The organism is Acidovorax sp. BoFeN1 (assembly GCF_003345135.1).
Classification (GTDB): domain Bacteria; phylum Pseudomonadota; class Gammaproteobacteria; order Burkholderiales; family Burkholderiaceae_C; genus Acidovorax; species Acidovorax defluvii.
This window is the reverse complement of the sequence record NZ_QOZT01000027.1, coordinates 15389-40744: the sequence shown is the minus strand read 5'-3', so window position 1 is coordinate 40744 and position 25356 is coordinate 15389. Positions and strand designations below refer to the sequence as shown.

The 25356-nt window shown below is 66.2% G+C and carries 15 protein-coding genes; 11 read left to right on the top strand and 4 right to left on the bottom strand.

Features of this window, described 5'->3' with window-relative positions; genetic code table 11:
- A partial coding sequence (locus tag DTW89_RS08550) for a sensor histidine kinase (RefSeq protein ID WP_114655635.1) occupies positions 1-1070 on the bottom strand: 1070 nt, incomplete at its 3' end.
- A gap of 51 nt (positions 1071-1121) precedes the next feature.
- On the opposite strand from DTW89_RS08550, the gene argH reads away from it, so the two are divergent.
- On the top strand, positions 1122-2600 hold the full coding sequence (gene argH / locus DTW89_RS08545; protein WP_114655634.1) for an argininosuccinate lyase: 1479 nt from the start codon (positions 1122-1124) through the stop codon (positions 2598-2600).
- Positions 2601-2827: 227 nt separating this feature from the next.
- Positions 2828-3811 (top strand): Bug family tripartite tricarboxylate transporter substrate binding protein, encoded by a 984-nt coding sequence (locus tag DTW89_RS08540; RefSeq protein ID WP_114655633.1) that lies wholly within the window; start codon positions 2828-2830, stop codon positions 3809-3811.
- A 161-nt stretch (positions 3812-3972) separates the two neighbouring features.
- Here the strand turns inward: DTW89_RS08540 and DTW89_RS08535 are convergent, their stop codons facing one another.
- Both DTW89_RS08535 and DTW89_RS08530 read right to left on the bottom strand, forming a co-directional pair.
- Positions 3973-4581 (bottom strand): hypothetical protein, encoded by a 609-nt coding sequence (locus tag DTW89_RS08535; RefSeq protein WP_114655632.1) that lies wholly within the window; start codon positions 4579-4581, stop codon positions 3973-3975.
- Positions 4582-4630: 49 nt separating this feature from the next.
- Positions 4631-6748 carry a catalase gene (locus tag DTW89_RS08530; protein ID WP_114655631.1) on the bottom strand — a complete coding sequence of 706 codons (2118 nt, stop codon included), beginning with the start codon at positions 6746-6748 and terminating at the stop codon, positions 4631-4633.
- A gap of 240 nt (positions 6749-6988) precedes the next feature.
- On the opposite strand from DTW89_RS08530, the gene DTW89_RS08525 reads away from it, so the two are divergent.
- The 9 genes from DTW89_RS08525 to DTW89_RS08490 all read left to right on the top strand — a co-directional run bounded on the left by DTW89_RS08525 (position 6989) and on the right by DTW89_RS08490 (position 24462).
- Positions 6989-12970: an alpha-2-macroglobulin family protein gene (locus tag DTW89_RS08525; RefSeq protein ID WP_114655637.1), complete on the top strand. Its 5982-nt coding sequence runs from the start codon at positions 6989-6991 to the stop codon at positions 12968-12970.
- Positions 12971-13224: 254 nt separating this feature from the next.
- Positions 13225-15546, top strand: a complete 2322-nt coding sequence (pbpC, locus tag DTW89_RS08520) for a penicillin-binding protein 1C (protein WP_114655630.1) — start codon at positions 13225-13227, stop codon at positions 15544-15546.
- 90 nt (positions 15547-15636) lie between these two features.
- Complete coding sequence (locus DTW89_RS19975; RefSeq protein WP_330863066.1) at positions 15637-16650, top strand: cache domain-containing protein; 1014 nt, start codon at positions 15637-15639, stop codon at positions 16648-16650.
- A 9-nt stretch (positions 16651-16659) separates the two neighbouring features.
- Positions 16660-17913 (top strand): diguanylate cyclase domain-containing protein, encoded by a 1254-nt coding sequence (locus DTW89_RS19970; protein WP_330863072.1) that lies wholly within the window; start codon positions 16660-16662, stop codon positions 17911-17913.
- Positions 17914-18103: 190 nt separating this feature from the next.
- The gene (locus tag DTW89_RS08510) at positions 18104-19267 is read left to right on the top strand and encodes an alpha-hydroxy acid oxidase (RefSeq protein ID WP_024814376.1); all 1164 of its coding nucleotides are present in this window, start codon (positions 18104-18106) and stop codon (positions 19265-19267) included.
- A 184-nt stretch (positions 19268-19451) separates the two neighbouring features.
- Complete coding sequence (locus DTW89_RS08505; RefSeq protein WP_114655629.1) at positions 19452-21125, top strand: thiamine pyrophosphate-binding protein; 1674 nt, start codon at positions 19452-19454, stop codon at positions 21123-21125.
- Between the two features lie 9 nt (positions 21126-21134).
- Positions 21135-22433 (top strand): DNA polymerase Y family protein, encoded by a 1299-nt coding sequence (locus DTW89_RS08500; RefSeq protein WP_114655628.1) that lies wholly within the window; start codon positions 21135-21137, stop codon positions 22431-22433.
- A gap of 93 nt (positions 22434-22526) precedes the next feature.
- The gene (locus DTW89_RS08495) at positions 22527-24089 is read left to right on the top strand and encodes a methyl-accepting chemotaxis protein (protein WP_114655627.1); all 1563 of its coding nucleotides are present in this window, start codon (positions 22527-22529) and stop codon (positions 24087-24089) included.
- Positions 24090-24192: 103 nt separating this feature from the next.
- A complete protein-coding gene (locus DTW89_RS08490; RefSeq protein WP_114655626.1) occupies positions 24193-24462 on the top strand; it encodes a hypothetical protein in 270 nt (89 codons plus the stop codon).
- A 15-nt stretch (positions 24463-24477) separates the two neighbouring features.
- Here the strand turns inward: DTW89_RS08490 and queF are convergent, their stop codons facing one another.
- On the bottom strand, positions 24478-25323 hold the full coding sequence (queF, locus tag DTW89_RS08485) for an NADPH-dependent 7-cyano-7-deazaguanine reductase QueF (protein WP_114655625.1): 846 nt from the start codon (positions 25321-25323) through the stop codon (positions 24478-24480).
- Positions 25324-25356 lie beyond the last annotated feature (33 nt).

Sequence of the window (25356 nt, the reverse complement as noted above, 5' to 3'; positions counted from 1 at the left end):
GCGGGGGCCGGCAGGGTGATGCGCACCTGGTACAGGCCATCCTGCACACCCGCGCTGAACTCGCCCTGCACATCATGCAGCAGCGCCAGCCGGGCACGCACGTTGGCCAGCGCAATGCCGTGGCCGCGCGGCAGGTCGCCAGTGCGGGTGTCGGTGCTGGGCAGGGTGTTGGTGATGCGCACCACCACGCGGCTTCCGCGCAGCTCGGTCAGCACGCGCAGCTTGCCGCCGCGTGCGCTGGGCTCCACGCCGTGCTTGACGGCGTTTTCCACCAGCGGCTGCAGCAGCAGCGGGGGCAGGCGGGCGTTGTCGGTGCGCGGGTCCAGGCTCCACTGCACCTGCAGGCGCTTGCCAAAGCGCACTTCTTCAATCGCCAGGTAACGGCGCGCCAGCGTGATTTCTTCGGCCAGCGTGACGGCTTCGCCTTGCTCCACCAGCGCGTGGCGGAACAGGTCGCTCAGGTCTTCGAGCAGCGATTCGGCCTTGGCAGGCTCTTCGCGCACCAGGGCAATGGCGCTGTTGAGGGTGTTGAACAGAAAGTGCGGCCGAATGCGCGACTGCAGCTCGGTCAGGCGCGCGGCGGTGGCCGCCGGGGTGCGCCCGCGTGCGCGCAGCACCAGCGCCGCCACCAGGGCGGCCGACAGCAAGGCGCCGCTGGCCGCGCTGGCCAGCCAGGGCGGCTGCTCTGCCACGCCCACCAGGCTCAGCATGGCGCAGGCATACAGCCCCGCCAGGGTGCCCAGCACCACGCCGGCCGCAAACTGGCCGTTGGTGCCCAGGCGCTGCAGCAGGGTCTTGAGGCTGCAGGCGGCAATCAGCCAGACCAGCGTGGCGGGCAGGGCGCCGCCGGTGAGCAGCGACACACGCGCCAGCCATTCCAGCGGGGTGCTGGCGCCATACAGGGCACCAACGCCGAGCACAATTTCCACAAACAGCACGGCGCGCAGCACCACGCCCACATGGCAGGCATCGAACACCAGCGCCCGCTGCACGGGAGCGCGTGGGCGGGGCCTTGCGGGCGCCGTTTCCAGCTCCAGGGGCTGGGTCGATAAAATTTGCTTGTTTTGCATTGAGGCATCCGGGTGTTCCGGGTGTCAGTTCCACCCGATTATTGCCCTGCCATGCCCACCAGCCAAGCCACGACCCCCTCCCACAACCAGCTCGACACCAAGGCGCAGGCATGGTCCGCACTGTTTTCCGAGCCCATGAGCGACCTGGTCAAGCGCTACACCTCCAGCGTGTTTTTTGACAAGCGCCTGTGGCAGGCCGACATTGCGGGCAGCCTGGCGCACGCCGACATGCTGGCTGCGCAGGGCATCATCTCTGCCTCCGACCACGCCTCCATCCAGCGCGGCATGGCGCAGATCACGGCCGAGATCGAATCGGGCGGCTTCGAATGGAAGCTGGATCTGGAAGACGTGCACCTGAACATCGAGGCGCGCCTGACCCAGCTGGTGGGCGACGCCGGCAAGCGCCTGCACACCGGCCGCAGCCGCAACGACCAGGTGGCCACCGATGTGCGCCTGTGGCTGCGCGGCGAGATTGACCTGATTGGCGACCTGCTCAAGGAGCTGCAGGTGTCGCTGGTCGATGTGGCGGCGCAGAACGTCGAGGTGATCCTGCCCGGCTTTACCCACCTGCAAGTCGCCCAGCCCGTGAGCTTTGGTCACCACATGCTGGCCTATGTGGAAATGTTTGCCCGCGACGCCGACCGCATGGCCGACGTACGCCGCCGCACCAACGTGCTGCCGCTCGGGTCAGCAGCGCTGGCCGGCACCACCTACCCGCTGGACCGCGAGCGCGTGGCAAAAACGCTGGGTATGGTGGATGCGAACGGGTCCCCCGTGGTGTGCCAGAACAGCCTGGACGCCGTGAGCGACCGCGACTTCGCCATCGAGTTCACGGCGGCCGCCAGCCTGTGCATGGTGCACGTGAGCCGCCTCTCTGAAGAACTCATCATCTGGATGAGCCAGAACTTCGGCTTCATCAAGATCGCCGACCGCTTCACCACCGGCAGTTCGATCATGCCGCAGAAGAAGAACCCCGACGTGCCGGAACTGGCGCGCGGCAAGACCGGCCGCGTGGTCGGCCACCTGATGGGCCTGATCACGTTGATGAAGGGCCAGCCCCTGGCCTACAACAAGGACAACCAGGAAGACAAGGAGCCGCTGTTCGACACGGTCGATACGCTCAAGGACACGCTGCGCATTTTTGCCGAGATGGTCGGTGGCCAGCTGAACCCCGCCACGGGCAAGAAGGAAGGCGGCATCACCGTCAACGCGCAGGCCATGGAAGACGCGGCCAAGAAGGGCTACGCCACCGCCACCGACCTGGCCGATTACCTGGTCAAAAAGGGTCTGCCCTTCCGTGACGCGCACGAAACCGTGGCCCATGCCGTGAAAGCCGCCACCACGCATGCGTGTGACCTGTCGGAGCTGCCGCTGGCGGTGCTGCAGGGCTTTCACCCGCAGATCGAAAAAGACGTGTACGAGTGCCTTAGCCTGCGCGGCTCGCTCAACGCGCGCAACACGCTGGGCGGCACGGCGCCCGCGCAGGTGCGTGCGCAGATTGCACGCCATCAGGCACGGCTGGCGGTGTGACGCGGTTTTAAGTGAAACAGGGCTCTGGCGATTGATGGTATTGCGCTAGCAGCTCTGTTTTTAGTAGCATTTGGTATCCCTGATGCGTGCGGACCGTGCGGCGCAACGCAGCTCGTGCTGCCGGTGGCCACACCGCCACCCGATATGCCGATGAGTGGTCTGGTGGCCGCGTTCGTTCTGCCTTGTTCCTGTGTTCCCCACCCGGTTGTTCCTTTGAGGAGTTGGATATGTCTTTGCGCCGCACCGTTGTTTCGCGCGCCCTGCGCGGCCTGGCCGTTCTGGTGGCCGGCCTGGCCGTGTCTGTCGCCATGGCCCAGCCCAAACCCCTGCGCATCCTGGTGGGTTTTCCGCCCGGTGGCGGCACGGATGCGATTGCGCGCACGCTGTCCGAGCGCCTTGCGGACGCCCTGGGCGTGCCGGTGGTGGTGGACAACCGGCCCGGCGCTGGCGGACAGATTGCCGCGCAGGTGCTCAAGGCATCGCCGGCCGACGGCACCACGGTGTTTCTCACGCACGACCACACCATCTCCATCCTGCCGCTGGTGGTGAAGAACCCCGGCTACCAGCCCGACCATGACTTCGTGCCCGTGGCCGGCTTTGCCACTTTTGTGAACGCCTTTGCCGTGTCGGGCGGTACGCCCGCCAAGAGCTTCGAGGAATACGTGCAGTGGGTGCGCACCCAGGGCGGTGGCAAGGGCGCCGTGGGCATTCCGGCGCCGGCGTCCACACCGGAGTTTCTGGTGAAGCTGGTGGGCGAGAGGTTCCACCTCGATCTGGTGTCGGCACCCTACCGCGGCGCGGCGCCCATGATGGCCGACATGCTGGGCAACCAGATCGGCGCGGGCGTGGGCTCGGTGCAGGACTTCATGGAAAACCACAAGGCGGGCAAGCTGCGCGTGGTGGCGGTGATGGGCAGCAAGCGCCAGGCGGCCATGCCCCAGGTGCCTACCTTCGACGAGCTGGGTCTCAAGGGGTTTGCAGACCTGCCGTACTACGGCTTTTATGCCCCGGCCGGCACACCGCAGAAGTTCATCAACCAGTTTGCCGTGGCGCTAGCCACGGTGGTGGGCGAGCCCCGGGTGCGCGACCAGCTCACTGCCATGGGCCTCACGGTGGGTTTCATGACGCCGCAGCAACTGGCCACGCGCGAACACGCCTACACCGACGCCTGGCGCCGCATCATCAAGACCAGCGGGTTTGTGCCGCAGTAAGCCTGCCAGGGCGGGGGGCAGCCCGAGGTTCGAAAATTCACGTAAAAATAGCTGCTAGCGCTTGATGGATAAGCGCTAGCAGCTATTATTGTTATAGCGTATGCCCGCCGCCATGGCAGCGGGCATACCGGCGTGCACAACAGCGGACATGTGCTCTGGCGTCACAGCATGGCTTCGCGCTGCTGCTCGGCGCGCGACGCGCCAATGGCGGTTTCCACCTTTTTCACTTCTTCGGGCGGCGGCAGCACGGCGGGCATGCCCAGCGCCTCGATGGCGAGCTCGCGGCTCCAGCCCTTGGTGTGGTACAGGTGGTGGTCTTCCTGCTTTTCGACTGCTTCGTGCGCGGCTTTCAGGGCCTTGCCCAGGTCGCCGGTGGCCACTTCGGCCACCTTGCCCAGTAGCTCCCAGTTGGCGTGGTCCTTGGTTTCGGCGTGCACCACGCATTCGGCAGCCACGAGCTGGGCCGCCGCCGGGTCCGCGCCCTTTTTGGCCATCTGCATGGCCTTCACCAACGATTCGCCGATGTGCTTGACCACCTGGCGTGTGGGCGTCTGCGTGTCGGGGCTCAAGCCCAGCGTGTCGCACAAACCGCGTACCACCTTCTGGTGGGTGAGCGTCTCCTCCAGATACTCTTCCCACTCTTTTTTCAGGTCGGGGTTGATGGCGCAGGCGATGGCGGTGCGGTACACCTGCTCGCCACCGAGCTCGGTTTCCATCATCTGGATGACCAGATCGTTGAGTTGCTGGCTGTCATAGCGTGCTTTGGACATGGGATCTCCTTGGGTTGCTGTGGTGAGGTGTTGAACGGTTGCAGCTTGCTTACGCCAGCGTGCGCAACTTGGGCTCGCGGTCCCATTGGCGGGTCTGGGCGGCGGCGATGAAACCTTGCACATCGGCCGGGTCCAGCACGCCCGCATCGGGCTCGATGCCACCGGCCTGCAGGATGGCCTGTGTGCCCTTGCAGGCGGCAATGGCCTTGAGGTGACCAAAGGCATCGCGGAACCAGTCCACGGCAGCGGCCTCCTTGGCCAGCACGGCGCCCATGTCGGGCGACAGCACCGAGGCCACGGCGTCAAACACCACCGAAGGCGTGCCAGCCAGCTGGCCGTCGGCGGGCAGCAGGGTGCCGTCTTTCAGCACCGCACCGCCCACCTTGGGCGCCACGATCTTCACGCTGGCGCCGGCCTTTTCCAGCGCCTTGCGAAGGTTGGCCACCGAGGTGCCGTTGGACCCATCGGCCACCAGAATGCCCACACAACGCCCCTGCAGCGTGGGTTTCATGCGGTCGATGATGCGCAGCGCGGGCGACAGCGGCAGGTCTTGCACAGGCTCCACCGTCGGCGGCGCAGGCGGCAGGGCCTGCATGCCCAGGCCGTCGGCCACGCGCTGGGCGAGTTCGGGGTCCACATGCTGCAGGTGGCCCACCACGGCTTCGCGCACATGGGGCGTGCCCACCTTGGACAACTCGAACACCGTGGCCGATGCCATGTGCGCCTGTTCCAGCGGGCTCTGGCTGCGGTAGAACATGCGCGCCTGGCTGTAGTGGTCTGCAAAACTCTCGGCACGCACGCGGCCCTTCACGCCATCGTCGGCCTGGGCAAAGTGCCGGAAGCCCTGGGCCTGTGATGCGCGCGGCGTGTCGGCCTGCAAACTGCTGGGCTCGTAGTTGACGCGGCCTTTGGGCACCTGCATCTGCATGTGGCCATCGCGCTGCATGTGGTGGAACGGGCACTTGGGCGCGTTGATCGGGATCTGCGCAAAGTTGGGCCCGCCCAGGCGTGAAAGCTGCGTGTCCAGGTACGAAAACAGGCGGCCTTGCAGCAAGGGGTCGTTGCTGAAGTCGATGCCCGGCGGCACGTTGGCGGGGCAGAAGGCCACCTGCTCGGTCTCGGCAAAGAAGTTGTCGGGCCAGCGGTTGAGCACCATGCGGCCAACAGGTTGCAGCGGGATCAGCTCTTCGGGGATGAGCTTGGTGGGGTCGAGGTGGTCGAACGGAAAGTCTTGCGCATCCTCATCGGTAAAGAGCTGCACCGACAGCTCCCACTCGGGGAAGTCGCCCGCCTCGATGGACTCGAACAGGTCGCGCCGGTGAAAGTCGTTGTCGGCCGATTGCAGCTTGACGGCCTCGTCCCACACGGTGGACTGGATGCCCAGCTTGGGGCGCCAGTGGAACTTCACAAACGTGCTTTCGCCCGCCGCGTTCAGCAGGCGAAAGCTGTGCACGCCAAAGCCTTCCATCATGCGCAGGCTGCGCGGCAGGGTGCGATCGCTCATGGCCCACATCACCGTGTGCAGGGTTTCGGGCATCAGCGAGACGAAATCCCAGAACGTGTCGTGTGCGCTGGCGGCTTGCGGAAAGCCCCGGTCGGGCTCCATTTTCACGGCGTGCACCAGATCGGGGAACTTCATCGCGTCCTGGATGAAGAACACCGGGATGTTGTTGCCCACCAGGTCCCAGTTGCCTTCGGGTGTGTAGAACTTGACGGCAAAGCCGCGCACATCGCGCGGCGTGTCCACCGAGCCCGCGCCACCGGCCACGGTGGAAAAGCGCGTGAACACGGGCGTCTGCACGCCCAGTTCGGTCAACACCTTGGCGGTGGTGTATTGCTTGAGCGAATGCGTGAGTTCAAAAAAACCGTGCGCCGCCGAGCCGCGCGCATGCACGATGCGCTCGGGGATGCGTTCGTGGTCAAAGTGCGTGATCTTCTCGCGCAGGATGAAGTCTTCGAGCAGCGTGGGGCCGCGGGGCGCAGAGCGCAGCGAGTTCTGGTTGTCGGCGACCGGGATGCCCAGCTGCGTGGTCAGCACCGGGTGGGTGCCCTTGGCTTGCTGCTGCAACTCGCCTGCGTTGCCGCGGTGGCTGTCGGCCTGGGTGGAAGACGGTTTGGCAACGGGCGATCGGGTGGCCGCGCTGCGCGGGGTGGGGGTTCGTGCCATGGGTGCTCCTGTGGGGGTGCTGGACAAGGGGTTCTGGACAGGCGCTTATCTTTGTGCCGCGCAAAGCCATGTGGCGTAGGACGCCGCCCCATGGATCCGTCGTCGCCGTTTATCGAAACGCCACCACCGGCGGGCCGCGCGGGCAACACGTAAGCGCATGCAACGCCACATGGTCTGTCGTGCCGTTTTGTTACCCTTGCCCCTACCTTCGGAGGGGAACGCGTGAACGCAAAAAAATGGATGGTGGCTGCCAGCCTGGCGCTGATGGCGTGGGGCGCGCACGCCCTGCAGATCTCCCACTTTTCGCCGCAGGGCGAGGTGGCGCGCGTGCGCCAGATGGTGGCCAAGTTCGACGCGGCGGCCGTCCGCTTTGGCGACCCCAAGGCGCCGGCCCCCCTGAACCTCAGTTGCAGCGATGCCGCCGCCACCCAGGGCACGGGCCGCTGGACCAGCGAGCGCGAATGGGTCTTCGACTTTGACAACGACCTGCCGCCCGGTGTGCGCTGCACCGCCACTGCAAAATCAGGGTTCAAATCGGCCTCTGGCGCTTTATTGACGGGCGCAATTGGCTATCAATTTAATAGTGGTGGCCCGTTTGTCCGGAGCGTGCGGCCCGGCACCTACGAAGAGATCGACGAAGAACAGTTTTTTGTGCTGCAACTGAACGGACCGGCCACGCTGGCCAGCGTGCAGGCCAACGTGTGGTGCGCCGTGGAAGGGGTGGGCGAGCGCGTGCCGGTGCGGCTGATCGAGGGCGACCAGCGCAGCGAAATGCTGAAATCGCTGGGGCTGGAGCAGCGCGCGCTCAAGGATCCGCTGCAATTTGTTTCGCTGGCCTGCAACCGGCGCCTCACCTCGGGCTCGCGCCTGCAGCTGGTGTTTGGCAAAGGCGTGGCCACGCCCAGTGGCGTGCCCAACGCGGTGGAAAAGCGCTTTGACTACAAGGTGCGCCAGCCTTTTGCCGCCGAGTTCAGTTGCGAGCGCGAGAACGCCCAGGCCGCCTGCCTGCCGATCCGGCCGCTGCAACTGGCCTTCAACGCGCCCGTGCCGCGCAAGCTGGCAGCCGCCATCCGCCTGAAATCGCCCACCGAAACCCTGCAGCCGCGCCTGGACGGTGGCGCCGAAGGCCCGCAGGCCGATGCCCTGGTGAACAGCGTGCAGTTTGCCGCACCCCTGGCCGAAAACGCGGCCTTCACGCTGGAGCTGCCCAAGAATTTCAAGGACGCCTCGGGCCGCACGCTGCGCAACGCCGACAACTTTCCGCTGAAGGTGGCCACGGGCGGCATGCCGCCGCTGGCCAAGTTTGCGGCGGCGCCGTTTGGCGTGGTGGAGCGCTTTGCCGAAGGCCCGGCCGCCGACAAGCCCCCCGCGCTGCTGCCCGTGACGCTGCGCAATGTCGAGGCAGCCCTGCGTGTGCAGGCGCTGCAGCCGGGCACGGCCAACCCCAAGGGCCCCGCAGGCAAGGTCAGCACCCTCAAGCCCCGCACCGATGCCGACATCATTGCCTGGTTCAAAAAGGTGCACCGCTACAACAGCCATGTGGTGGACCGCAAAGAGGCGCGCAAGGACATCACCGGCCCGCTCCCCCCGGTGCTGGACAAAGACATCGACAAGGACTACGTGCAGTCGCGCATGCTGTCGCTGCTGGCCGGCAAGGGCGGGGTCAAGACGCTGGATTTGCCCCAGCCCGCCCGCGACGACCCGCGCCCGTTCGAGGTGGTGGGTATTCCGCTCACGCCCGGCTTTCATGTGGTGGAGATTGCCTCGCAAAAGCTGGGCGCCTCGCTGCTCGATGAACGCCATGGCAACGCCCGCACGATGTTTGTGCGCACTTCGGCCCTGGTCACCAACCTGGGTGTGCATTTCAAGCTGGGCCGCGAAAACGCCCTGGCCTGGGTCACCACGCTGGACAAGGGCCAGCCGGTGCAGGGCGCCACGGTGCGGGTGTCTGACTGCAAGGGCAACGAACTGGCCAACGCCTTGACCGACGCGCAGGGCATTGCCCGCATCGAAGGCCTGTCGTCCGACCCCAGCCGCTGCAGCGACGGGGGTGACTATGGCGAAGGCGGCAGCGCCTATTTTGTGAGCGCGCGCCAAACAGGCACCGATGGGGTAGAGGACATGGCCTTTACCTGGAGCGACTGGCAGCGCGGTATCGAGCCCTGGCGCTTTAACGTGCCCACCAGTACCGAGGCACGCCCCGACGAGCGCGCCCACACCATTTTTGACCGCACGCTGCTGCGTGCGGGCGAAACGGTGTCGATGAAGCATCTGCTGCGCGCTGAAACGCGCCAGGGCTTTGCGCTGCCCTCGGACCGACCCGACCTGCTGGTCATCACCCATGTGGGCAGCGGCCAGCAGTTCACCCAGCCACTGGCATGGCGCAACACTGCCACGGGCGGCCTGAGCGCCCAGAGCAGCTTTGCCGTGCCGCCAGCGGCCAAGCTGGGGGTGTACCAGGTGGAGCTGCGCAACGATGCCATCACCGAAGGTGGCTACGGCTCGGGCGAGTTTCGGGTGGAGGAGTTCCGCCTGCCCGTGCTGCAGGGCCGCATCACGCCCAGCGACAAGAAAGCACTGGTGCATGTGCGCTCGGTGCCCGCCGATGTGCAGATCAGCTACGTGGCCGGGGGCGGCGCGGCCAACCTGCCGGTGCGCGTATCGGCCCTGGTGCGCGGCAAGGCGCTGCACTACAGCGACTACGAGGCTTTCAGCTTCAGCCCCCCGCGCAAGCGCGAGCACGCCAATGCCCGCAGTGATGACGAGGAAGCCACGGCCAGCCAGGATGCGCGCGTGATTGCCGACAAGCTGCCGCTCACGCTGGACCGCAGCGGCGCGGGCAAGCTCACCATCGACAACGTGCCCCAGGCGCGCCAGCCGCAGGAGCTGCTGCTCGAAGCCACCTACGCCGACCCCAATGGCGAAGTGCAGACGATCCGCAGCACCCAGACGCTGTGGCCCGCCGCTGTGGTGGCCGGCATCAAGACCGAGGGCTGGGTGTCGGCCCGCCAGAAAATCCGCTTCCAGGCGCTGGCGCTGCAGCACGATGGCAAGGCCGCGCCCGACACCAGCCTTCAGGTGCAGGCCATTGCGCGCATCACCACCACCACGCGCAAGCGCATGGTGGGCGGCTTTTACAGCTACGACAACCAGACCGAAACCAAGGACCTGGGCACCGTATGCACCGGCAAGAGCGACAGCCGCGGCCTGCTGCTGTGCGAGGCCCGCCTCGATGAAGCGGGCGAGGTGGAACTGGTGGCAACGGCCACCGACCCGGTGGGCAACACCAGCGAGTCGGCCGCTTCGGTGTGGGTGACGCGCCAGGGCGAGCTGTGGTTTGGCGGTGAAGACCACGACCGCATCGACCTGCTGCCCGAGAAAAAGAGCTACCAGCCTGGCGAGACCGCCAGGTTCCAGGTGCGCATGCCGTTTCGCTTTGCCACGGCCCTGGTGGCGGTGGAGCGCGAGGGCATCATCGACACGCAGGTGGTGCAGCTCAACGGCCAGGACCCCACGGTGAGCCTGAAAGTGCAGCCCGACTGGGGGCCCAACGTGTACGTGAGCGTGCTGGCCCTGCGCGGCCGCCTGCGCGAGGTGCCGTGGTACAGCTTCTTCACCTGGGGCTTCAAGGCACCGCGCGAATGGTGGACGTCGTTCTGGTACGAGGGCAAGGAATACCAGGCGCCCACGGCGCTGGTGGATTTGTCCAAGCCCGCGTTCCGCGTCGGCCTGGCCGAGATCCGCGTGGGCACGCAGGCCCACCAGATCGACGTGAAAGTGACGGCCGACAAAGAAACCTACGCCGTGCGCGGCAAGGCGCAGGTCACCATCACGGCCACGCTGCCCGGGGGCAAGCCCGCCGCCCACGCTGAGGTGGCGCTGGCCGCCGTGGACCAGGCCCTGCTGGAGCTGATGCCCAACACCAGCTGGAACCTGCTCGAAGCCATGCTGCAGCGGCGCAGCTGGGGCGTAGAAACCTCCACCGCACAGATGGAGATCATCGGCCGCCGCCACTATGGCAAAAAGGCCGTGCCCGCAGGCGGCGGCGGGGGCAGGGCGCAGACGCGCGAGCTGCTCGACACCTTGTTGCTGTGGCAGCCCGCGATCCAGCTCGATGCCAACGGCCAGGCCAAGGTGACGGTGCCGTTGAACGATGCATTGACTACCTTCAAGATCGTGGCGGTGGCCGATGCATCCACCGGCCTGTTCGGCATGGGCAGCACGAGCATCCGCGCCACGCAAGACCTGCAGATCATCAGCGGCCTGCCGCCGCTGGTGCGCGAGGACGACCAGTTCCGTGCCCAGATCACGCTGCGCAACACCACCAAGGCGGCGATGAAGGTGGAGGTGGCACCGCGCGCCACGCTGCTCGATTTGAAGCCGCAAAGCATCGATATCCCGCCCGGAGAGGCGCGCGAGGTGGCGTGGAGCGTGACGGCACCCGCGCAACTGGCGCAGACCCGCGCCCAGGCCATCCTGTGGGAGATCGAAGCCAAAGACCAGGTCAGCGGCGCGCGCGACGCCCTCAAGGTCAGCCAGAAGCTGATCCCGGCCGTGCCGCTCACGGTGCAGCAGGCCACTCTGGTGCAGGTGGAGGGCAGCTTCAACCTGGATGTGAATCCGCCCGCCGACGCCTTGCCGGGCCGGGGCGGCCTGAAGATGTCGCTGCAGCCCAAGCTGGCCGAAGGCCTGCCCGGCGTGCGCGACTGGTGGGCGCGCTACCCCTTTGCCTGCCTGGAGCAAAAGACCAGCAAGGCCGTGGGCCTGCGCGACGGCGCGCTGTGGCAAACCGTGGTGGCGCAACTGCCCACCTACCTCGACAGCGATGGTCTGGCCAGCTACTTCCCGCCGCGTGATGGCGACAGCAACCGGGGCAGCGACACGCTCACCGCCTATCTGCTGGCCACCGCGCATGAGGCAGCCAGCATCAACCCCGCGTTTGCGCTGCCCGACGAAGCCCGCGCACCCATGGAACGTGGCCTGATCGCGTTTGTCGAGGGCCGCATCGAGCGCAACTTCTGGAGCCCGCGCAAAGACCTCGACATGCGCAAGCTCGCGGCCATCGAGGCGTTGTCTCGCTACGGCAAGGCGCAGGGCCGCATGGTGAGCAGCATCACCATTGCGCCCAACCAGTGGCCCACGCACACCGTGATCGACTGGGTGAATGTGCTCAAACGCGTGGCCGACGTGCCCCAGCGCGACCAGCGCTTGCAAGAGGCCATGCAGATCCTGCGCGCACGCCTCTCGTACCAGGGCACCAAGCTCATCTTCAGCACCGAGCAACAGGATTACTGGTGGTGGCTGATGCAAAACGGCGACGTGAACACCGCGCGCCTGATGCTGGCCGTGATGGACGACCCGGCCTGGAAAGACGACATGGGCCGCTTGGCCAACGGCTTCATCAGCCGCCAGCAAGCGGGTGCCTGGCACACCACCACGGCCAACCTGTGGGGCGCTCTGGCACTGGAAAAATTCAGCGCCAGGTTCGAAGCCACGCCGGTGGCGGGGACCACCCGCGCCGCCATGGGCGGCAACACTGGCGCCGTGGACTGGAGCAAGGTCGAGCGCGTGAAGACCAATGACGCCACGGGCGCCGCGCACCAGACCACCTGGTTCGGAGCCCCCGCATCACCTGGCAACCTCAAGAACAACGACATGTTCCTGGCCTGGGGCAAAGCCGGTGGCAAGGAGAACCTGGCGGTGGCGCACCAGGGTCCGGGCAAGCCCTGGCTCACGCTGCAGTCGGTGGCGGCCATAGAGCTCAAGGCCCCGTTTGCGGCGGGCTATGCCATCAGGAAGACCGTCAGCCCGGTGGAACAGGCCAACAAGTCGTTGCCCGTGGGCCAGTACACGCGCGGCGATGTGCTGCGCGTGACGCTGGAGGTGAACGCCAGCGCCGACATGACCTGGGTGGCCATCACCGACCCCATCCCGGGCGGCGCGACCATCCTGGGCAGTGGCCTGGGCCGCGATTCCGAGATCGCCACGCAGGGCGAGAAACGAAGCGGCAGCGGATGGCCAGCGTTCGAGGAACGCAGCTTCGAGTCGTTCCGCAGCTACTACGAGTTTTTGCCCAAGGGGACGGTCAAGATGGAGTACACCGTGCGCCTGAACAATGCAGGTGACTTTGCGCTGCCCCCCAGCCGCGTGGAGGCGCTGTATGCGCCGGAGATGTTTGGTGAAGCGCCCAATGCGCGGGTGAAGGTGGAAGCTGGCAAGTAGAAGTGGGTTGAGGGGGGCTGCGTTTCCTGTGCTGGGCGGCGTGGCAATCCGTTAACAATTCGCTATATTTTTGCTAGCTGTTTGTCACTGCGTAGTTCATGGCTAAGAGGCTAAAACCGTCTTTTATATGGTGCGCAGTTATTTCCCACGAGCCTTATGAAAAATACCGACGCCTTCCAGGCCCACGGTGACATCTGGAATATTGCCAACCTCTTGCGCGGCCCCTGCCGCAGCCTGAAAGACAGGAGGCCGCGTTGAAGCATCTGATTGCTTCTATTTTGATAGCTGCTTGCGCTTTTCCAGCAAGCGCTATTCCTGCTTTTGACGAAGTGCGGCGCGACTTCAAGCCCTCCGACACCCTGATCCTCTCGCGCGAGGGCGAGGTGCTGCAGCGCATGCGCGTGGACGCCACGGTGCGGCGCGGGCAGTGGGTGGCGCTGCAGGACGTGTCGCCGGCCCTGCGTCAGGCCCTGGTGCTCAGCGAGGACCAGCGTTTTTTTGAACACAGCGGCGTGGACTGGCGCGCCGCCTCGGCCGCTGCCTGGGGCAACCTGTGGAACCAGCGCACGCGCGGGGCCAGCACCATCACCATGCAGCTGGCGGGTTTGCTCGACGGGGACTGGCGCCAGGGCCCCGGCGGCCGCACCGTGGTGCAAAAGCTGGGGCAAACGGTGGCCGCGCAGGTGCTGGACCGCCGCTGGCGCAAGGACCAGATTTTGGAGGCCTACCTCAACCTCGTACCGTTTCGCAGCGAGCTGGTGGGCATTGATGCGCTGAGCCGCACGCTGTTTGGCAAGGCCGCCCACGGGCTGGACGACCGCGAGGCGGCTGTGGCGGCGGCGCTGGTGCGCGCGCCCAATGCTCGGCCCGCGCTGGTGGCGCAGCGGGCTTGTGGCGTGCTGCGCGACATGCAAGCCAGCGTCAGCACCAGCCCGTTGCAGCGGCGTGCCAAGGGGGCAGCACCGGCGGCGGGGTTGCCGGTTGATTGCGATGCGCTCGAATTCTTCACCACCGCCGCGCTGCAGCGCCGTGCGTTCGATGCCAGCGAAGGCGTGGCGCCGCACTTTGCCCGCCATCTGCTGCGCCAGCGGTTCAAGGACGGGGCGGTGCCCCCCGAGCGCGTGCCCAGCACGCTGCGCGCGCCGCTGCAGCGCTTTGCCGTGCAGAGCCTGCAGCAGCACCTGCGCGAGCTGCGTGGCCGCAATGTCGAAGACGGCGCCGTGCTGGTGCTGGACAACGCCACGGGCGCGGTGCTGGCCTGGGTGGGGTCTTCGGGGGCGCTGAGCCAGGCCAGTGAGGTCGATGGCGTGCTGGCGCTGCGCCAGCCGGGCTCCACGCTCAAGCCATTTTTGTATGCCCAGGCGATTGCAGAGCAGCGGCTCACGGCGGCCTCGCTGGTGCATGACTCGCCTGCGCAAATCACCACGGCCAGCGGCCTGTATATCCCGCAGAACTACGACCGGCAGTTCAAGGGCTGGGTGTCGGTGCGCACGGCGCTGGCGGCCTCGCTCAACGTGCCGGCAGTGCGCGCGCTGGTCATGGTCACGCCCGATGCGTTTCATCGCCAGCTGGCTGCCGTAGGCCTGCCGCTGCGCGAAAGCGGTGATTATTTTGGCTACAGCCTGGCGCTGGGCAGCCCCGAGGTGCCGCTGCTGCACCTGACCAATGCCTTTCGCACACTGGCCAACGGCGGGCGTGCCAGCGCGGTGGCGGTGGCGGCCGATGCCAAGCCGCTGTTCACCGCCGCACTGGATGCGCGGGCGGCTTTCATCGTGGGCGACATCCTGTCGGACGGCAATGCGCGCGCCCGCACCTTTGGCACCGACAGCGTGCTGGCCACGCGCTTTTGGAGCGCCGTGAAAACCGGCACCAGCAAGGACATGCGCGACAACTGGGCCGTGGGCTGGTCGCAGCGCTACACCGTGGGCGTGTGGGTGGGCAACGCCAGCGGCGCGGCCATGCACGATGTGAGCGGCACCAGCGGCGCGGCGCCCATCTGGGCCGCGATGATGGGCTTTTTGCACGCACGCGAGCCGGGCCCGGCGCCCCGGCCACCGGTGGGGCTGGTGAGGGCGCCTGTACGGTTTGGCCCGGCACCGCTGGCACCCGCTGGCAGCCCGCCGCTGGAGGCCGCGCGCCAAGAATGGTTTGTGCCGGGCACGCAACAGGCTTTGTTTGCTATTGATTCAGTAGCTTATGGCGCTTATACAGAAAGGGCTAGAGGCCAAAAAGACCAAAAATCATCCGTGGGCAGCGCCACAACGGCCTCAGCAGCCACGGCAGCCACAGTCATCACCACGGGCGCCCGCATCACCGCGCCCGCGCCCGGCACCGTGGTGGCGCTCGACCCCGATATTCCACCCACGCGCCAGCGCCTGCACCTGCGGGCCAGCGGGCAGGGCCTTTATTGGCGCATGGACGGCAAGCCGCTGGGGCGTGGGCCGCAGGTGGCGTGGCTGCCGTGGCCAGGGCGCCATGTGATACAAATCACTGATGCAGCGGGCACCGTGCTGGACGAGGTGCGCATTGAGGTGCGAGGGGCCGGGGTGCTGCCCGGCGCCGCACCCGGGCGGTAAGCTGGGCCAGCGCAGCGCGCCTTGTGCCGGGTGTCGGGTCTGCACCAAGCCAGTGCTTACGATTGTAAAAATCTAGTTCCATCGCTGTTTGTGCGCCTACCTGCCACTTCCCGTCTGATCTTGCTGGCCCTGCTGCTGTCCTTGGGCATTGGCGGGCTTTTTGCCCGCAGCATCTGGACGCTGCGCGAAGAGGCATGGAACAACGCCGAGCGCACCAACACCAACCTGGTGCGCGCGCTCGACCGCAGCATCGCCCGCACGATGGAGGCGTTTGACCAGTCACTGCAGGGGGTGGTGGAGGGCATGACCGACCCGCGCGTGATGGCCCTGCCGTTGGCCATGCGCAACCTTGCACTGTTCGACAACTCGCTGCGCGTGCAAGGCGTCGGCTCCATTTTGGTGCTGGACCCGGCTGGCAATGTGGTGATGGATTCCGAACACGCGGTGCCCCGCAAAGCCAACTTTGCCGATCGCGATTACTTCAAGGTGTTTGAGAGCGGTGCCCACACGGGCCTGTATGTGGGCGCGCCGGTGCGTGCGCGCCTGAGCGGCCTGCTCAGCTTGCCCGTGAGCCGCGCTTTCTATGATTCCCAAGGCCAGCTGGCCGGGGTGGTGGTGGGCACCATCCGGCTGGCGCATTTTCAGGGTTTGTTTGAAGAGCTGAACCTGGGCGCTGGCGGCGCCCTGAACCTGTTCCGGGCCGATGGCGTTCTTGTCACGCGGTTTCCCTTCAGCGAGGACGTGCTGGGCCGCAGCCTGGCGGGCACGCCCACCATGCGCAATATGCAGGCGGCCCGCAGCGGCACCTTCACGGGCCGTGCGGCGCTTGACAAGGTAGAGCGGCTTTACGCCTTCCGGCATGTGGGCGACTACCCCCTGATGGTGAACGTGGCCCAGTCGGTCGATTCCATTTTGGCCGGCTGGTACCGCAGCGCCTGGCTTTCAGGCAGCTTTGCCCTGGTGCTGATGGCCGCCTGCGTGGGGCTGGCGGTGCTTTTTGCGCGCGAGTTGGGCCGCCGCCAGGAGGTGGGCGCCCAGCTGCAGCAGGCAGAGCACGACCTGCGCACCATCCTGAACAACCTGCCGTCCATGATTGGTTACTGAGATCGCGACCTGCACAACCGCTTTGCCAACCACGCCTATGTGGAATGGTTTGGCAAGGCGCCCGACGAAATGCGCGGCAAGCATATCCGCGAGTTGCTGGGTGAAGAGCTTTACCAGAAGACCCTGCCTTACCTGGGGCACGCGCTGCAGGGGCATGCACAGATTTTCGAGCGCACCATCGTGGACCCCGCGGGCACGGAGCGCTACGCCATCGCCTCTTATGTGCCCGATATGGATGGCGACGAGGTGCGAGGCATTTTTGTGCAGGTGACCGACATCACCGAGCGCAAGCGCATGGAAGAAGCGCTGTTCGAGGAAAAGGAGCGCATGCGCCTGACACTCAAGTCGATTGGCGATGCCGTGGTCTGCACCGATGCGCAGGGCCTGGTCACCTACCTGAACCCCGTGGCGCAGCGCCTGACCGGCTGGCAGGGGTTTGACGCCGCGGGCCGCAATGTGGACGAGGTGATGCGCCTGGTCACCCCGGACGGACAGGCGCCCCAGACCAGCCCGCTGCGCCAGGCCCTTGCGCAGAAAAAAGCCGTGGAGCCCACGCGCGGCGTGCTGCTGCACCGTACCAGTGGCCAGCGCTTTGATGTGGAGGAAACGGCCAGCCCCATCACCGACCGCCATGGCCACATCACCGGCGCCGTGGCCGTGCTGCGCGATGTGACCGAAAGCGTGGCCATGGCCGAACGCATGGCGCACCTGGCGCAATACGACGTACTGACCGATCTGCCCAACCGTGTGCTGTTGCAAGACCGGGCCCGCCAGGCGCTGGCCCATGCGCGGCGCGACAAGAAGTCAGTGGCCGTGATGTACATCGATCTCGACGGCTTCAAGCAAATCAACGACACGCTGGGCCACGACATGGGCGACAAGCTGCTGGTGCAACTGGCCAAGCGCCTCACGGGCGCCGTGCGCGTGTCCGACACGGCGTGCCGCCAGGGGGGCGACGAGTTTGTGGTGATGCTGCCAAGCATCGACACCGCAGAGCAGGCCTGCCATGTGGCCACCAAGATCATGGCGGCCTGCAGCCCGGCGTATGTGATCAATGACCAGGTGCTGTCGGTGGGGTTGAGTGGCGGCATTGCCCTGTTCCCCCAGCATGGCGAGAACTTCGATGAGCTGTCACGCCACGCCGATGCGGCCATGTATGCCGCCAAAACCGCGGGACGGCGGCAGTTTCGCCTGTACGCGGGGGCCGATGCCCAGCCCGTGCTGGTGACGCAAGGCGATGTTCAGGCAGTAGAAAACTCCTGAAATAATAGCTGCTAGCGCTTGATGCATAAGGGCTGGAGTCGGTTTTTGCTTGTGTTTTTTGCTGGGGCCCCGTGCCGTTGGTGGTTGGGCGCGAAATTTGTTGCAAGGCCGCGCAAATAATTTTGATGGCCCCGCCGTGCGCAGCCACCTACCATGCGCAGTCAAACCCTTTGTTACCCGGAGTGCCCAAGTGCCCAATCTGTCCACAGTTACCTGCATCGAAGACCTGCGTGTGGTTGCCAAGCGCCGTGTGCCACGCATGTTCTATGACTATGCCGATTCGGGCTCGTACACCGAGGGCACCTACCGCTCCAATACCGCCGATTTTCAGGGCATCAAGCTGCGCCAGCGTGTGGCCGTGAACATGGAGGGCCGCAGCACCCGCACCACCATGGTCGGCCAGGACGTGGCCATGCCGGTGGCCATTGCGCCCACGGGCCTGACGGGCATGCAGCATGCCGATGGCGAAATTCTGGGCGCGCGTGCGGCCAAGGCGTTTGGCATTCCGTTCACGCTGTCGACCATGAGCATCTGCTCTATCGAAGACGTGGCCCAGCACGCCGGCCCCGGCTTCTGGTTTCAGCTGTATGTGATGCGCGACCGCGACTACATCGAGCGCCTGATCGACCGTGCCAAGGCCGCTGGCTGCTCGGCGCTGCAGCTCACGCTGGATTTGCAGATCCTGGGCCAGCGCCACAAGGACATCAAAAATGGCCTGTCATCGCCACCCAAGCCCACGCTGGCCAACCTCATCAACCTGGCGACCAAGCCGCACTGGTGCCTGGGCATGCTGGGCACCAAACGCCGCACGTTTGGCAACATCGTGGGCCATGCCAAGGGCGTGGGCGACATGTCGTCGCTGGCATCGTGGACGGCCGAGCAGTTTGACCCGCAGCTCAACTGGGGCGATGTGGAGTGGATCAAAAAGCGCTGGGGCGGCAAGCTGATCCTGAAGGGCATCATGGACGCCGAAGACGCGCGCCTGGCGGTCAACAGCGGCGCCGATGCGCTCATCGTCAGCAACCACGGCGGCCGCCAGCTCGATGGCGCGCCCTCGTCCATTGCCGCACTGCCCGCCATCGCCGAGGCGGTGGGCAAGGACATTGAAGTGTGGATGGACGGCGGCATCCGCAGCGGCCAGGACGTGCTCAAGGCCCGCGCCCTGGGCGCGCGCGGCACGCTGATTGGCCGCAGTTTCTTGTATGGCCTGGGTGCCTATGGCGAGGCGGGCGTGACCCGGGCGCTGCAGATCATCCAGAAAGAGCTGGACATCACCATGGCGTTCTGCGGCCACACCAACATCAACACGGTGGACCGGGGCATTTTGCTGCCGGGCACCTACCCGCTCGCCTGAGAAGGTGTGAACGAACCCACCATGCCCGCTCATCCCGCCAAAACGCACCCCCTCGTCGTTGTAAATGCTCGCCATGGCCCGAGCTATGGCTGCGCTTTGCGCCTCGATCGGCCGCGTTTTTGCGGCCTGCTCGGCCACGCCGGTTTCATTCACACCTTCTGAGTTCCCTTTTTCAGCCCTGCCCATGACAACCTCCCGCACCGGCGGCCAGATCCTGGTCGATCAGCTCCTTATCCACGGCGTGCAGCAGCTGTTTTGCGTGCCCGGCGAAAGCTACCTGGCCGTGCTCGATGCGCTGCACGATGCCCACATCGCCGTCACCGTGTGCCGCCAGGAGGGCGGCGCGGCCATGATGGCCGAGGCGCAGGGCAAGCTCACGGGCCAGCCCGGTATCTGCTTTGTGACGCGCGGGCCGGGCGCCACCAATGCGGCCGCGGGCATCCACATCGCGCACCAGGACTCCACTGCGCTCATCCTGTTCGTGGGCCAGGTGGCGCGGGGCGCCATGGGGCGCGAGGCGTTTCAGGAGCTCGACTACGGCGCCGTGTTCGGCACCATGGCCAAGTGGGTGGTGCAGATCGACGACCCGGCGCGCATGCCCGAGCTGGTCTCGCGCGCCTTCCATGTCGCCACCTCGGGGCGCCCCGGCCCCGTGGTGGTGGCGCTGCCCGAAGACATGCTGGTGCAAGCCGCCACGGTGGCCGATGCCTTGCCTTACCAGGTCACCGAAACACACCCCGGTGCGGCGCAGATGGCCGAGTTGCAGCAACGCTTGCAGGCGGCACAGCAGCCCGTGGCGATTGTGGGCGGCAGCCGTTGGTCTGCGCAGGCAGTGCAAGCGTTCACGGCGTTTGCCCAGGCGTGGTCCATTCCGGTGTATTGCTCGTTTCGCCGGCAAATGCTGTTCCCGGCCACGCACGCCTGCTACGGCGGCGACCTCGGGCTGGGCGTGAACCCCAAGCTGTTGGCACGCATCAAGGCGTCCGACCTGGTGCTGGTGGTGGGTGGGCGTTTGTCCGAAGTGCCTTCGCAGGGCTACGAGCTGTTCGACATCCCCACACCCGCGCAACCCTTGGTGCATGTGCACGCCGATGCCGACGAGCTGGGCAAGCTTTATCGCCCCGCGCAGGCCATTCATGCTACGCCGCAGGCCTTTGCTGCCGCGTTGAATGCCGTGCGCCCCCAGGCGAACGTGCCATGGAAAGCCCACACCGAGGCTGCGCACGCCGAATACCTGGCGTGGAGCGACCCGGCGCCCATCCGCATCCCTGGCGCGCTGCAAATGGGCGAGGTGATGCAGCACCTGCGCGCCGCATTGCCAGCCGACACCATCTTTTGCAACGGCGCCGGCAACTTCGCCACCTGGGTGCACCGCTTCTGGCCTTTCAACAGCTATGCCAGCCAGCTGGCGCCCACCAGCGGGTCCATGGGCTACGGCCTGCCTGCGGCCGTGGGTGCCAAGCGCCTGTGGCCACAACGTGAAGTGGTGGTGTTTGCAGGCGACGGCGACTTTCTGATGCACGGACAGGAATTCGCCACCGCCGTGCAATACGGCCTGCCCGTCATCGTGGTGCTGCTCGACAACGCCATGTACGGCACTATCCGCATGCACCAGGAGCGCGAATACCCCGGTCGCATCAGCGCCACGGCCCTGAAAAACCCCGACTTCCAGGCCTACGCCCAGGCTTTTGGCGGCCACGGCGAGCGCGTGACCACCACCGAAGAATTTGCCCCCGCCCTGGCCCGCGCACGCGCCAGCGGCCTGCCCAGCGTGCTGCACTGCCTGATCGACCCCGAGGCCATCACGCCCACGGGGACGTTGCAGGGGATTCGCAAGGCGGCGCTAGCGAAAGCCTGAACCCAGCGGATGCTGAGGGCACCGCGCAAAATAGCGGCTGTGACCGAAGCCGCTCCTGCTTTTTCTGCCCCAGACGCTGACCGCCCCGCACCACTGCGCCGCATTGCGCACCTGGACATGGACGCTTTCTTTGCGTCTGTGGAGTTGCTGCGCTATCCGCAGCTCAAGGGCCTGCCCGTGGTGATTGGCGGCCGGCGGCGCACGGTGGACGATCTGCTGCTGCAAAGCCCCGATGGCTCGGGTGCGCGCGAGCCGTGCTTTATTCCCGTGGCCGATTTCCCGCTGCTCAAGGACTACGTGGGCCGGGGCGTGATCACCACCGCCACCTATGCCGCGCGGCAGTTTGGTGTGGGCTCGGCCATGGGCATGATGAAGGCGGCCAAGCTGTGCCCCCAGGCCATTGTGTTGCCGGTGGATTTTGAAGAGGTGCGCAAGTATTCGCGCATGTTCAAAAGCGCTATCACCGAGATCGCCCCGGTGATGCAAGACCGGGGGGTGGACGAGGTGTATATCGACTTCACCGATGTGCCTGGCGGCCAACGCGAGGGCGGGCGCGTGCTGGCGCGGCTGATCCAAAAAGCCATTTTTGATGCCACGGGTCTGACCTGCTCCATTGGCGTGGCGCCCAACAAGCTGCTGGCCAAGATGGCAAGCGAATTTCACAAGCCCAAGGGCATTTCCATCGTGCACGAGGGCGACCTGCAACCGCTGGTCTGGCCGCTGGCCTGCCGCAAGATCAACGGCATTGGCCCCAAGGCCGATGCCAAGCTGGCGGCCCACGGCATCCACACCATCGGCGAGCTGGCCGCGCGATCGCGCGCCTGGCTGGTGCAGCACTTTGGCAAGGCCACGGGGGCCTGGCTGCACGATGCCGCCTGGGGGCGCGACGAGCGCCCGTTGGTGACTGAAAGCGAGCCCGTGAGCATCAGCCGCGAAACCACCTTCGAGCGCGACCTGCACGCCGTGCACGACCGCGCCGAGCTGGGCCGCATCTTCACGGCCTTGTGCGAGCAGGTGGCGCAGGACCTGCAGCGCAAGGGCTATGCGGGCCGCACCATCGGCATCAAGCTGCGCTATGCGGACTTTCGCGGCGCCACGCGCGACCAGACCATTGCCCAGGCCACGCAGGACGCCGCCATGCTGCGCCGCGTGGCGGGCCAGTGCCTCAAGCGCGTGCCGCTGCAACAGCGCCTGCGCCTGCTGGGTGTGCGTGTGGCCTCGCTGGTGCCGGTGGTCGAGGCGGCTTTGCACCCTGCCGCTGCGCACTCCCCCGGCCCGGCGCAGGGAGAGACGCTGGGGCTTTTCTGACCATCAGGGAAATCACGTAAATTTTTGTGTCAGCAAACCACGGCACAATGGTTTGCACCGTTTCCGTGCGGAACCTTTCGGCAGGACTTACCTATGCGCGTCAACCTTCCCGTCACCAACAACGAATACGACTTTCCGGCCGACGAGCTGCTGATGTCCACCACCGACACCAAAGGGGTGTTGACGCACTGCAACGCGCCCTTTGCCCGTGTGAGTGGCTTCACCATGGAAGAACTCATGGGCCAGCCGCACAACCTGATCCGCCACCCGGACATGCCGCCCGAGGCCTACAAGGACATGTGGTCCACCATAGGCCGCGGGCGCAGCTGGACGGGTTTTGTGAAGAACCGGCGCAAGGACGGCGACTTCTACTGGGTGCAGGCCCACGTCACCCCCATCATGCGCCAGGGCAAACCGGTGGGGTACATGTCGGTGCGCACCAAGCCCACGCGCGAGCAGGTTCAGGCGGCAGAGGCCTTGTATGCACGCGTCAAGCAGGAGCGCGAGTCCGGGCGCCAGACCATCCGCATCCATGCCGGTGGCGTGCGCAGCACCAGCATGCGGGACCATCTGCGCAAGCGCTACCGCACGGGCCCCACGCTGCGCCTGGCGGCCATGCTGCTGCCGCTCATGCTGGTGTCGCTGGTGCCAGGCTGGATGGGCTGGAACGATGGCATGGCCCTGGCCCTGCACACCCTGGCCTGGCTGGTGACGGCGGGCCTGGTGCTGGCGCGCTACCACGTGGGCATGACCCTGCCCATCCGCAGCCTGCGCCGCCTGCTCAACGGCATGGCCGCTGGCGACCTCACGCACCGCGAGCCCGAGCTGCCCATGACCCATGTGCTGGGCAAGGTCATGGCGCGCGTGCAGCGGTTGCAACTCAACATCCGGGCCGTGGTGGGCGACGCGATGGAGGAAATGGAGCGCTTCAGCGGCATCTCGGCGGAAATCGCCCAGAGCGCACAGGATCTGTCGGGCCGGGCCGAGTCGCAGGCCAGCAGCCTGGAAGAATCGGCCGCCGCCATGGAGCAGATCTCCGCCACGGTGGAAAACTCCAACGAGGCCGCACAAAAAGTGGTGCGTGAGAGCCGCCACAGTTCCGAGCTGGCGACCCAGGGCGGGCAGGCGGTGGCCCAGGTCAGCCAAGTGGTCAGTGCCATCGAGCAGTCTTCGCGCAAGATGGGGCAGATCATCTCCACCATCGAGGGCATCGCCTTCCAGACCAACATCCTGGCGCTCAATGCGGCCGTTGAGGCCGCACGCGCAGGCGAGCAGGGCCGTGGCTTTGCCGTGGTGGCAGGCGAGGTGCGCAGCCTGGCGCAGCGCTCGTCCGAGGCGGCCAAGGAAATCCAGGGGCTGATCAACGATTCGGCCACCAACATCGAACGCGGTGCCGGGCTGATGCAGTCGGCCAGCCAGACCATCGACCAGGTGGTGCAGTCGGTCGCGCACGTCAACTCCCTCATGGGCCAGATGGGCGTGGCGGCGCGCGAGCAGTCCGAAGGCATCTCCCAGGTCAACGAGGCCGTCACCCTGCTGGACCGCGACACGCAGCAAAACGCTGCGCTGGCGGAGCAATCGGCTGCCTCCTCGCGCGTCATGAGCGACAGCGCGGCCGTGCTGGGCCGCACGCTGGAAGTGTTCCGCGTGCGTTGAGGGTGGTGTCATCCCGATACGGTGTGCCGGGTGGCACACCGGCATCTTGACGAAAACTTACGTCAGACTTACGTTGGAGTCCCCGTCGCGCCGGGAGATTCCAATGACCCTCGAAGAACTGCAACGCATCAAGCAATGGCATGTGGATCACAAGGCCGACCACCCCTTGGAATACCACTTGTGGGATGCGGTCCTGACCTTCTGGCTCATGGGTTGGGTGGGTTGGTTTCCCACCTACCTGTTTGACCAGTGGTGGGGCGCACCCCTGTGTTGTGTGGGCATGCTGTTCCCCAGCCTCTATGTCACCTGGCGCGGTAGCGCGCACCGGCGCCACAAGCTGCGCTGCGACTGGCTCGATCTGCGCCGTTCCTGACAGCGCAACCCACCCTCACTGCCGCGCGGTACGCACGTTCTTCGGCATCGCCTGCGGGTGGCTGGTGCGCCAGGGGTTGATGTCCAGCCCGCCCCGGCGCGTGTAGCGGGCATATACCGTGAGCTTGATGGGCTGGCAGCGGGTCCAGATGTCCATGAAGATGCGCTCCACGCACTGCTCGTGGAATTCGTTGTGGTTGCGAAAGCTCACGATGTATTGCAGCAACCCCTCCTGGTCGATCTGCGGGCCGCTGTAGGCAATCTGCACGCTGCCCCAGTCGGGCTGGCCGGTCACCAGGCAATTGCTCTTGAGCAGGTTGCTGGTCAGAACCTCGGACACGGGCGCTTCGCCAGAGGCCGCGGTCAGCAATTCGGGTGCGGGCTGGTAGCGCGTGCATTCCACGTCCAGCCGGTCCAGACTCAGGCCATCGAGTTCGTGCACGGGCTCGCGGTCAAACAGTTCGGGCAGCAGCAGTTTCACGCCCACGGTGGCGGCGCGGTCGGCACCGCGCCACACGGCTTCGCTGATGTCGGTGCGGATGCGTGCCTGCACTTCAGCCGCATCGGCAAAGCGCGTGTTGTTGAAGCTGTTGAGGTAAAGCTTGAAGGACTTGCTCTCGACAATGTTGGGTGTTTCGCAGGGCACGGTGATGTGCGCCAGCGCCACCTGCGGCTTGCCGCGCAAGTTCAGCCACGACAGCTCGAAAGCCGTCCACAGGTCGGCCCCAAAAAAGGGTGCTGCGCCCGCAATGCCGATCTCGGCGCGCTTGCCCGCGCGCGGGATGGGAAACAGCAGCGAGGCGTCGTATTGATCGGCATACGCCGATGTTTTGCCCAGCTGCGATTGTTCCGGCGTGGTCATGGTCTATCCTTTTACTATTAAATTAATAGCTGC

Coding starts and splice junctions, on each gene's coding strand:
- DTW89_RS08495 (WP_114655627.1), top strand. CDS start 22,527: ATGCGCGTCAACCTTCCCGTCACCAACAACGAATACGACTTTCCGGCC.
- DTW89_RS08490 (WP_114655626.1), top strand. CDS start 24,193: ATGACCCTCGAAGAACTGCAACGCATCAAGCAATGGCATGTGGATCAC.
- DTW89_RS08535 (WP_114655632.1), bottom strand. CDS start 4,581: ATGTCCAAAGCACGCTATGACAGCCAGCAACTCAACGATCTGGTCATC.
- DTW89_RS08540 (WP_114655633.1), top strand. CDS start 2,828: ATGTCTTTGCGCCGCACCGTTGTTTCGCGCGCCCTGCGCGGCCTGGCC.
- DTW89_RS08505 (WP_114655629.1), top strand. CDS start 19,452: ATGACAACCTCCCGCACCGGCGGCCAGATCCTGGTCGATCAGCTCCTT.
- DTW89_RS08500 (WP_114655628.1), top strand. CDS start 21,135: ATGCTGAGGGCACCGCGCAAAATAGCGGCTGTGACCGAAGCCGCTCCT.
- argH (WP_114655634.1), top strand. CDS start 1,122: ATGCCCACCAGCCAAGCCACGACCCCCTCCCACAACCAGCTCGACACC.
- DTW89_RS08530 (WP_114655631.1), bottom strand. CDS start 6,748: ATGGCACGAACCCCCACCCCGCGCAGCGCGGCCACCCGATCGCCCGTT.
- queF (WP_114655625.1), bottom strand. CDS start 25,323: ATGACCACGCCGGAACAATCGCAGCTGGGCAAAACATCGGCGTATGCC.
- DTW89_RS08525 (WP_114655637.1), top strand. CDS start 6,989: ATGGTGGCTGCCAGCCTGGCGCTGATGGCGTGGGGCGCGCACGCCCTG.